We start from the raw sequence: 10,683 nt of genomic DNA on the forward strand, positions 1-10,683 counted from the left end.
GGCCGATCAGACGACGGGAGCGGCGGCCTCCGCCGGCCAGGGGTGCGCGGCGAACATTTCCCGTAACTGCCCCTTGCGCACCTTTCCGGTGGCGGTATGCGGAATGTGCTCGACAAACGCCACGTCGTCCGGCAACCAGCGCTGGTCCAGTCTTTGTACGAGGTAGTCGAGCAGTTCCTCCCGGCTCACCTCGCAGCTGTTGCGCCTCAAGACGACCAGGAGCCGGCGGGCGCGCGATTGTGTGCCGGGAAGCGCGATCAGTGCAGCTTCGAAAACGCCGGGGTGACCGACTGCGACTGCTTCGAGTTCGCCCGAGGACTTCCATTCCCCACCACTCTTGATCGCGTCCGCCGCCCGGTCGGTGACCCGTAGCCAACCCTTCCCGTCGATCGTCGCGATATCCCCGGTTGCGAAGAATCCGTCCGCGTCGAGCGGCGATGCCCCCGTCGCTTTGAAATAGGCGGCGGCGACCCAGGGGCCGCGCAGGCGCAGGTGCCCGCGCGTATGTCCGTCGTGCGGCACGCGCCGGCCGGCGTCGTCGACGAGGCGCAATTCGACCCCGAACGGCGCACGGCCCTGTCTGGCCCCCGGCGCCGTCGTCGACCCGTCCTCCACTTCGCCGTGCCCGGAAAGGGGAACGCCCACCGCGCCGATCGGCGAACTCTCCGTCATCCCCCAGACCTGCGTGACGGTGGCCCCGAACTGCGAGGCGAACCGTTCGGTGAGCTTGCCGCCCGGCACGGCTCCGCCGATGACCACGCGGCGCAGACGGAGATCCTTCCGGGGATTGCGATGCGTGGCTTCCGCATGGGTGAATATCGGTGCCCAGACGTTGGGTCCGCCGAGCGCGAGCGTGACCCGTTCATCGCGCATCAGCTCGTACAGGCTCCTGCCGTCGTTGGCCGGCCCGGGCAGCACGAGTTTCATGCCGCACATCGCCGCGGCGTAGGGCACGCCCCAGGCATTGACGTGAAACATCGGCGCTGCCAGCAGCGCGGCCTCGTTCGCTGAAAGCGCCATGCTGTCGGCTGCGCATATCGCGAACGTGTGCAACACGGTCGAGCGGTGCGAGTACAGGACGCCTTTGGGCGTTCCCGTCGTGCCTGCCGTGTAGCACAACGACGAAGCCGTGGTTTCATCGAAGGCCGGCCAGGTGAAGTCTTCGTCGGTCCCGGCGATCAGGTCTTCATAGCACAGCAGATTCGGAATGTCGCTCAGCGGAAGGTTCCTGCGGTCCGTCATGGCCACGAAGTGCTTCACCGTCCGGAGCATCGGCGCCAGGCGTTCGACCAGCGGTGCAAAGGTGACGTCGAAGAATAGATGCTGGTCTTCGGCGTCATTGATGACGTATTCGAGCTGCTCGGGAAACTGTCGCGGGTGGATGGTGTGGAGAACGGCGCCGATGCCGGAAACGCCGTAGTACATCTCCATGTGGCGATAGCCGTTCCAGGCCAGCGTGCCGATTCGTTCGCCGGGCTTCACCCCGAGGGCGAGCAGCGCCCTGGCCAGTCCCTTCGAGCGTCGCGCGATGTCCCGATAGGTGCTGCGATTGATCGTCCCCTCCGCCGTGCGGGAGACGACTTCCGCCTCGGGGTGGCACCTCGCCGCATGTTCGATCAGAGAAGAAACGAGCAGGGGGACGTCCTGCATGAGTCCCTTGAGCATGGGCTGCCTCCTAAGCATGTCCGGGTTTGCCGACATAGGAAGAGGTTAACGTGTAGTCGTCGGAATCGGACACCACCTAGCGAGAGGGGGGCTATCGCTGGCTGCGATTCGGAACAGGCGAGGCTGCGGTCACGCAGACGGGTCGCATGCAATTTCTGCGGCTCCGTCGGTCGATGCATTTCAGGACGACCAACGCTCGGGCGCCGCGTAGCCTCACGGCAGGCAGCACGTTCGTGACACTTCGCCCGAGGAAATCCGGCTAGACAGATGGACGTCGGCACCACCCCAAACAGCGGACGTTTGCAAGAGCACATGGAGTGCTACGGTGCTGCCTCACGAACGATGCCGGCGGCACGACGTGGGCAATGACCTGCCGCCCTGCTATAGCAAGACCTGAGTCCCCAGTTCGACCACCTGATTCGCGGGTAGGCGGAAATAGGTCGCCGCGCCCTCCGCCTGCCGGGTCATCCACGAAAACAGCGCGCAGCGCCAGCGAGGCAGCGAGCCGGGACCATCGACGATCACCGAGCGCGCTACGAAGTAGGTCGTCAACATCGGATCGAACGTGAGGCCGAATCTGACGACCCCTTCCAGCGCCTTCGGCAGATCCGGCTCCTCGCGGAAACCGAAATGCACGTCGAGCTGATAGGTGTCGGGCGCGAGCGGGGTCAGCCGCAGGTGATCGACATCGGACACGTAGGGAATCTCCTCATTGATGACATGCAGGAACACCGTCTGCTCGTGCATGACTTTGTAGTGCTTGAGGTTGTGGAACAGCGCGCTGGGGACGATGGTGGTGTCCGAGGTGAGGTAGACCGCGGTACCGGCCACTCGCGGCACATCCGGATGCGGGCCGTGGAGGAATCCGTCCATCGGCACGTCGATCTTCCGCCGCTGCTCGGCAACCAGATGGCTGCCTTCCTTCCAACTGGTGAGGGCGATGAAGATGAGCGCGCCGAGCAGCATCGGAAACCAGCCGCCGGCGGCGATCTTGGTCAGATTCGAGCCGAAGAAGGCGCACTCCAGCAGCGCGAATAGTCCCAGGCCGGCCACGATCGGCAGCCGGAAGCGAGCGGCGGCGGCGAGCGTGACGAAGATCGTGAGCACGGTGGTGATGATCATCGTGCCGGAGACCGCGATACCGTAGGCGGCCGCCAGCGCGGTCGACGACCGGAACTCCAGCACCAGCAGGACCACCGACAGCAGCATCAGCCAATTGACGCTGGGGATGTAGATCTGGCCGCGTTCGCGGTCGGAGGTATGCAGAATTCGCACGCGCGGCAGGTAACCGAGGCGCGAGGCCTGCAGGGTCATCGAGTACGCGCCGGAGATCGTTGCCTGCGAGGCGATCACCGTCGCCGCGGTCGCGAGGCCGATGAGCGGGAAGACGAACCAGTCCGGCGCAAGCAGGTAGAACGGATTTTCGGCCGCGGTCGGGTCGCGCAGTACCAGCGCCCCTTGGCCGAAGTAATTGATCAGCAGCGCCGGGCACACCAGCCCGTACCACGCAACGCGCACCGCCCTCGCGCCGAAGTGGCCCATGTCGGCATACAGCGCCTCGCCCCCGGTGAGCGCCAGGAATACCGCCGACAGCAGCAGGAAGGCCGCGTGCGGATGGTCCAGCGCGAAGCTCACCGCGTGGCGGGGGTCGATCGCCGCGAGCACCTGCGGCGTCTGGATGATCGATTGCAGCCCCAACACGGCAAGCGTCGCGAACCAGATCAGCGTGACGGGTCCGAAGAGCGTGCCGACCCGGCTCGTGCCGTGCTTCTGGATCAAGAACAGGGGGACCAGAATTCCGATCGTGATCGGCACGATCAATTGTTCGAACTGTGGCGCGGCGACCGCGAGGCCTTCCACCGCCGAGAGTACCGAGATTGCCGGAGTGATGATCGCATCGCCGTAGAACAACGCGGCGGCGAAGACGCCGGCCCCGATCACCAGCGTCGCGAGCCGCGGCGCGTGCGACGCGGTGCGATGGGCCAGCGCGGTCAGTGCCAGCACGCCGCCCTCGCCGTCGTTGTCGTATCTCAGAACGATCCAGACGTACTTGAGCGAGATGATCAGCATCATTGCCCAGAAGAAGGCGGAAAGCGCCGCCAGCACGTTGGTCTCGCTGACGGCCAGCGCGTGCGAGCCGTGAAATGCCTCCTTGAACGCATACAGCGGGCTGGTTCCGATATCGCCATAAACGATGCCGAGCGCCGCGAGCGCGAGCCCGCCCAGACTGCTGTGCGAACGATCCTGTGTTGCAGACATGGTGATTCCTCGAAAAAGGGCGAGCCGAAGCGGTCGTCAGGCCTTAAAGCGATAGCCGACACCGATTTCGGTGCGCAGATGCGCCGGTTGCGTTGGGTCCGCCTCCAGCTTTTGCCGCAGATGACCGACGTAGATGCGCAGATAGTGGGTGCTGTCCACGTAGGCCGGCCCCCAGACTTCGCGCAGCAGATGGCGGTGGGTCAGGACTTTGCCGGCATTGGCGAGCAGGACGACGAGCAGGCGATACTCGCGGGCGGTGAGGTGCACATGCTCCCCGGCGCGCGTTACCGTGCGGTGGGCGAGATCGACCTCGACGTCACCGAAACGCACGAGCGCCTCGCCCGCCTCGTTGCCGCCGTCGGCTCGTCGGAGCAGTGCCCGCACGCGGGCGAGCAATTCGCCGACCGAGAAGGGTTTGGTGAGGTAGTCGTCGGCGCCCGCATCGAGCGCCGTGATCTTGTCCGCCTCGTCGGAGCGCGCCGAAAGAATCAGTACCGGCACCCGCGACCAGTCGCGCAGGGCGTGCACGAACTGCGCGCCGTCGCCGTCGGGCAGACCCAGGTCGAGGATCACCAGGTCGGGCTTGCCCGAGGCGGCGTCGGCGAGCGCCTGCTCGACCGTCCCGGCCTCGAATACCCGATAGGCGGTGCGCTCCAGCGTCTGCCGGATGAAGCGGCGAATCTGCAGTTCGTCCTCGACGACAAGGATGCTGGTTCGAAGCTCGGTCATGACCCGACTCCGGCCGGGTCGGCAAGCTCCGGCTCGACGCGCGGCGGCTCGCCGTCCGACGGCAGCGTGAAGCGGACGCAGGCGCCGCCGTCGCCGTCGCCGTCGCCCGCGTTCGAAGCGCCGATCTGCCCGCCGTGCGCTTCGACGATCGCCCGGCAGATCGCCAGCCCCAGGCCGACGCCGACGATTGCCGACTCCGCAGCGCCCCGCTCGAACGGCTCGAAGAGGCGCGGCAGACTCCCCGGCGGAAAGCCGGGGCCGCGGTCGCACACCTCGATGACCAGCCCGCCGGCATCGCCTGCGACGTTTACTGCGATCGCCGCGCCGGCCGGCGAATACTTCGCCGCATTCTCGATCAGGTTGCAGAAGACGCGCTCCATCAGCACGGCGTCGACGGCGACGAGCGGCAGGTCCGGCGCCAGCGTGACCTTCACCGGATGCTCACGCAGCGCGTCGTCGAGCAACTGAATGCTGGCGCCGATCACCTCGTCGATTGCTTGCCATTCCTTGCGCAGGTGCACTTGCCCGGCCTGCAGCCGTGCCATGTCGAGAAGCTTCTCCACCATCTGGTTCAGGCGGCCGGCCTGGTCTCGAATCGCCCGGACGGCATCGCGCTCTTCCTCGGTCACGTTACCGCCGGTGAGCGTCAGCGAATCGGCCTGCCCGAACAGCACCGTGAGGGGCGTCCGGATGTCGTGGGAAATCGACGACAGGATCGAGCTTCGCAATCGCTCAGCTTCGGTCTCGAGCCGGCTCGCCTCCGCAATCTCGACAAAGTGCAGGCGTTCGAGTGCGATGGCGGTCAGCGACGCGACGCCCTCGAGCATCGGCCGCAGCAGATCGGGCTGATCGCCGGCATCCGCCCGGACAAACAGGACTCCGTGCCGGTGCGTCGCGCCGGCGAGCGGAAACATCATGTCCAATCCATTCGGGCTGGCGATGCAGCAGGACCCGTCCCCGCTGGCGCTCTGGAATACCGCCCGGACCGCGATCGACTCATCCAGTCCGAGCGGCACTCCGGGGTGCGGAAACTCGTGCAGCGCCTGCGCCGCATCGGTCAGGAAGAAGCGGGCGTCGCCGTCGGCCTGCTCACGCACGAAGGCGCCCACCCGCTCCACGACCTGCTCGATGCTCATTGCCCCGGCCAGGGCCTTGGCAAGCGCATAAAGGGCGTGCGAGCGTCGTTCGCGCGCCAGGGCTTCGCGCACGCTCGCCTGCAGCCTGGTCGTGAGGTGGCTGGTGATCAACGACACTGCCAGCATCACGGCGAACGTGACGAGATACTGCACGTCGCTGACGAGGAACGAGAGGTGGGGCGGGACGAAAAAGAAGTCGAACGCCGCGACGCTGACGAAACTGGCGAGGATGGCCTGCGACCGTCCAAGCATCGCCGCGATGAAGACGACTGTCACCAACAGCAGCATCGCAATGTTGGTTAGCTCCAGCACGTCGCGTAACGGCAGACAGATCGCCACTGCAAGGCCGCAGGCGGCAAGCGCGAGCAGATGGCTTGTGATCGGCGGCAGACGCTTCCTCTCGTCGTTTTGCATGTTCGGCCTTTGAATCCTCGCCCGCAGGTGACGGGGCACTCGTCACGACGGGTTGGAGGCCGGGGTTGGTGGCCGAGTTAATTGTGCTGCGGCGCCAATAAAAACGGTGTAAACGAGCGAGAAACGTTTGCGGCGGCGATCGCCGAGAGCATTGCGATGCCCACGTGGGGCGTCTTGCGTGAATATCGACGTAAGGCCGGGTTGTTGCCCCAGCAGGACAGAGTCACCGTTGGCAGCTTCGCCGCCGTACGCGGTCATTCTGCATGCTTTCGGGTGATCGTCTCTTGTGGGTCGTTATGCCGCTCTCTCGGTCATGTTGCCGGACTGACCGATCGAGAAGAATCGGATTCGGTGATCAAGTCCATTGGAACGGGTGGTCACGAGTATCTGGAATCTGCAGCGAGATTCACGATGCGCGAGAAGATGCGACGGAATTCGGTCTTGCTGTTGTGGCTGAAACGCGGATCGCCGTCTTCGGAGAACGCCGCGTTGATCCAGTCCCAGTCCTCGGGGGTCAGATGGCACTGCGCTGCGGGGAGAATGACACGCTCGACGCGTTCCATGTGTTCCCGTACGGATCGTTCGCAGCGGCTGGCCGCGTCCCTCATCGCCGCAAGATCGCCCTTGCCGCCGAGATAGCGTTCGATGGACGCCGCGAGTTCTTCGACGAGGCCGTCATTCTCCCGGTAGCGCCGGCACAGTTCGGCGAGTTCCGCGTCGTAACGCGACGACCGCTCGTGCAGCCGGGGCAGCAGGTATTCCTCTTCCTTCGGCCGATGATGGGTTGCCGAAAACGTCGTGACGTAGTGGATCATCGTGCGCAGGAGTTCGGCGTGTGGGGGCTCGCGCAATTCCCGTCCGCTGTCGAGCAGGTTCAGCAGCGCATGGAGGGTGGCTGCGAGCGAGCGGTGATCGTCGCGAATGGCGTCCGTCGCCTGCGACAGTGCGGGTGGGTTGGTCGTGGTGGCGACGAGCACCGGCATGCCGGCATTGACCAGGACCTTCAGGGTCTGTGATCCCAGCATCATGCCGATGTTGCTTCGCCGGCCGTGCGAGGCCATGTAGATGAGATCGCAGTCGGCCTCCCGCGCCGCGGCGATGATCGCACGTGCCGGCGAATCGCTGACCGCCGTCGCCGAGCCGCAGGGAATACCGAATGCGCGTGCGGCGGCTTCGGCTTTCGCGAGGAGTTCGCGCACGCGACCCTCGAAGGCATAAGCGAACTTCGCCGGGGACGTGAGGCGAACGATTTCGGCCTCGCCGTCCAGCGCTGCCGCGTAGTCCGGTTGCGCGTGAAAAAAGGTGATGCGTGCGCCGAGGGTGCGGGCGAATTCAACCGCGTTGCTGCAGATTTCTGTCGAGAGGTCGGTTCCGTCGATGGGCACGAGCAGGTGGCGATACATGGTGGCTCCTGGAAGCTGGGCGAATCGGGCTCTTGTGGCGTACCCGTTTCAGACGAGCTTGGGTGCGCCGTCTGCTATCCGGGAACGCATCCAGCCCTTTATCGACGGGAGAGGATTCGCAGCCGATTCTAATCCCGTCGGAATGCCCCGCCACCCCCTCCGCGAAGGGGGGTGGGCGGCGACCGCAAGTACGGGACCGGCCACCGATCAAGCCTTCCGGGCTTAGATTTGCGGATGCCAGCAGGAGTGTTTTTCCCATTCCGGGAACTCTCCTGCAGGAATCGGCCTGCTGATGAAATAGCCTTGTGCCGAATCGCAGCCGAGAACCGCGAGACGCTCCCACACGGCCTTGCTCTCGACCCCTTCCGCGACGACCTTGAGGCCCAGGTTATGCCCCAACTCGATCGTCGAGCGCACGATGATTTCCGAGTCATCGTTGGCAAGCATGTTTCCGACGAAGGACTGGTCGATCTTCAGGGTGTCGACGGGAAGCTGCTGCAGATAGGTGAGACTGGAGTAGCCGGTTCCGTAGTCGTCGATCAGCAGTTCGACGCCCAGGTCCTTGAGCCGGGTGAGGATTTCCAGCGCGCCAATGGGCTCCTCCATCAGCGCGCTTTCGGTGAGTTCGAACTGGATCAGTTCCGGCTTGGTTCCCCAGGTGTCGAACAGCCCCTTGATGCGATCGAGCAGGCGCGGGTCGCGCAAATCGTGCGCGGACAGATTCACCGACATCGGCAGATCCATGCCGGCCTCGGCCCACGCGTAGCTTTGCCGGAACGCCGCTTCCAGCACCCATTGGGTGAGCGGGGTGATCAGTCCGGCATGCTCCGCAATCTTGATGAACTCGCCGGTCGACAGCATGCCTTGCTTGGGATGCTGCCAGCGCACCAGCGCTTCGGCCCCGCAGACACGCTCGGATCCGAGGTGGACCTTGGGCTGGCAGTATAGAAGCAGTTGATTGTTCGCGATGGCGTGTCGCAATTCGCCCATCAGCGACAGCCGCCGCGTGAATTCACGGTCGGGACTGCCCCGATAAAGCGCGTGACCCGAGGCGGTGTGCCGTGCCTGGCCAGCCGCGACGGTCGCGCGGCGGAGCAGGTCGTCGGCATCGGTGCCGTGGCCGGGAAACAGCGCAATACCGATGCTGGCGCGCGAATCCACCGCGAATTCCGTCAGTTCGACCGGCTCGCGAAGGGTCTTCAGCAGGCTTTGCGCGGCCAGGGTGGCGTGTTCCGAGCCCGCATCGGTGAGCAATACGGCGAACTCGTCTTCACCCACGCGGGCCACCATCTTCGCTTGGTCGGCAAAGGGAAGCAGACGGGTGTGAATTGTCCGGAGGAAGCGCTCGCCCTCGCGGTAGCCGAGGGTTTCGTTGATTTCCTGCAACTGGCCCATCTTCAGCACAAGCAGGGCGAGCGGATTGAATTCCTGTCTCGCGCCTTCGAGGGCCTGGCTCAGCTGGGCGCAGAGCGAGAGCCGGTTGGGCAGTCCGGTCAGCGGGTCGCAGTAGGCCATGCGCTCGATGGTCTTCTCGGCCTCGCGGTGCTTGACGCGGGTGCGCAGATTCGAAATCCCGTAGGCAAGATCGTCAGCCAACTCGCAGAGCAGCCGCATCTCGGCCTCGTCGAAGGCGTCGGGGTCCGCGGCCAGCATGCTCAACGCACCGATGATCTCGCCGTCGATACGAAGGGGTAAGGCGGTGGCAGCGGCATAGCCGGCCTTCTGCGCGTAATCGCGAATCGAGGCGTAGGCGGGTTCGGTGAGAAGGTGTCTTCCGACCGACGGTTCGCCGGTGCGGATTGCGGTGGCAACCGCCCATTCACCGAATCCGCTGTCGGCCCAGGTGAGGGGCAAGCGTTCGAGATGCGCGCGGTCGATGCCGACGCAGGCCATCAGGCGGATGGTTTTCTGTTCGTCGTGTTCGGCGTAGCACACGGTTGCAACCCGGTAGCCGCCATCTTCGACGATCACCCTGCACATTTCGTGCAGGAGTTCCGCCTCGTCGTTCGCGCGCAGCAGTGTCCGGTTTCCGGCGCTCAAGGTCCGCAGCGCGCGGACGGTTCGCGCGAGCATGGGGGAGCAGGCGTCGGCCGACGGGGGGATTGGTGCGGGGTGGGAACGGTTCAGGCGCCGGGGTGTTGCCCGAGGTTTCATGATTGTTTGGCCCACGATCTGGTGCAGGTCCTTTCGATCCGTCCGCGCAATGCAGTAATCTGGCGGTGCCTTGGCGCGTAGTGCGAATCCCGTGGATTGGACATCGTCCCGCAACGCCGATTCGTACCTGCGACTATAACCAAAGACTAGTCCCTTCACTCCAAGAATAAAGATTGCGCGTGCCCGACGGTGAATGCGTCGGGCCCGGTGCATCAATCCCCCTCAGCGGCTTCACAGATCAAAAAGAGGCGGCCGCGAAAGCGTGTGACCTCTGTTGGCGCTTTTCACCACTCCTCGCAGGGGGGTGAAAGTGCAGCCCTCAATGCGCAGAATGAATTGCGTCCGGTGTGCAGGTGCCGAACGAGCGGAATTGATCAAGCCAACCAAAAAAGAGGGGCTGAAGACGATGGAGACGAGGAGACAAGGGGGCGTATTCGCACGCAGGCAGACGGCGGTGGCGGTGGCGGTGGCGTTGCTGTCGCTGAGCAGCGGCGTGCAGGCGTTCGAGATTGACACCGGCAACGCCGACCTGCAGGTGCGCTGGGACAACACGGTGCGCTACAACCTTGCGACGCGGGTGGAGAGCCGCGACCGCAAGATCGGCAACTCGGCGCTCACCGACGAGGGCACGTACAGCTTCGACCGGGGCGATCTGGTCGCCAACCGCCTCGACCTGCTGTCCGAGCTCGACGTGGTGTACAAAGGCACGACCGGCTTTCGCGTGAGCGGCGCGGCGTGGTACGACGCGGCCTACGGCGACAACAGCGAGTCCAACCCGAATGCGCCGTTCGCGGCGATCCCGAGCTACACGGATCACGAATACAGCCGCTACACCAAGCGCTACTACGCCGGCCCCTCGGGGGAAGTGCTCGACGCCTTCGTGTTCGCCAACTTCGACGCCGCGAGCGTGCCGGTGCGCCTGA

7 protein-coding genes are annotated in these 10,683 nt (G+C 65.1%); 1 reads left to right on the forward strand and 6 read right to left on the reverse strand.

Annotated features, from left to right (window positions below; translation table 11 throughout):
* Window positions 1-6: 6 nt before the first annotated feature.
* The 6 genes from GPA25_RS16975 to GPA25_RS17000 form a co-directional block, all read right to left on the reverse strand.
* Complete coding sequence (locus GPA25_RS16975; RefSeq protein ID WP_169261591.1) at window positions 7-1,665, reverse strand: AMP-binding protein; 1,659 nt, start codon at window positions 1,663-1,665, stop codon at window positions 7-9.
* A gap of 381 nt (window positions 1,666-2,046) precedes the next feature.
* Window positions 2,047-3,924 carry a potassium transporter Kup gene (locus tag GPA25_RS16980; RefSeq protein WP_169261592.1) on the reverse strand — a complete coding sequence of 626 codons (1,878 nt, stop codon included), beginning with the start codon at window positions 3,922-3,924 and terminating at the stop codon, window positions 2,047-2,049.
* Window positions 3,925-3,960: 36 nt separating this feature from the next.
* The gene (kdpE, locus tag GPA25_RS16985) at window positions 3,961-4,653 is read right to left on the reverse strand and encodes a two-component system response regulator KdpE (protein WP_169261593.1); all 693 of its coding nucleotides are present in this window, start codon (window positions 4,651-4,653) and stop codon (window positions 3,961-3,963) included.
* A complete protein-coding gene (locus tag GPA25_RS16990; protein ID WP_169261594.1) occupies window positions 4,650-6,203 on the reverse strand; it encodes a DUF4118 domain-containing protein in 1,554 nt (517 codons plus the stop codon). The genes kdpE and GPA25_RS16990 overlap by 4 nt, the downstream gene beginning before the upstream one ends.
* A 377-nt stretch (window positions 6,204-6,580) precedes the next feature.
* Window positions 6,581-7,606: a universal stress protein gene (locus GPA25_RS16995; protein WP_169261595.1), complete on the reverse strand. Its 1,026-nt coding sequence runs from the start codon at window positions 7,604-7,606 to the stop codon at window positions 6,581-6,583.
* A 222-nt stretch (window positions 7,607-7,828) separates the two neighbouring features.
* Window positions 7,829-9,679, reverse strand: a complete 1,851-nt coding sequence (locus tag GPA25_RS17000) for a putative bifunctional diguanylate cyclase/phosphodiesterase (protein WP_169261596.1) — start codon at window positions 9,677-9,679, stop codon at window positions 7,829-7,831.
* Window positions 9,680-10,166: 487 nt separating this feature from the next.
* On the opposite strand from GPA25_RS17000, the gene GPA25_RS17005 reads away from it, so the two are divergent.
* The coding region (locus GPA25_RS17005) for a DUF1302 domain-containing protein (protein ID WP_169261597.1) at window positions 10,167-10,683 on the forward strand (517 nt) is incomplete at its 3' end.

This window comes from Aromatoleum diolicum (assembly GCF_012910955.1).
GTDB classification, from domain to species: domain Bacteria; phylum Pseudomonadota; class Gammaproteobacteria; order Burkholderiales; family Rhodocyclaceae; genus Aromatoleum; species Aromatoleum diolicum.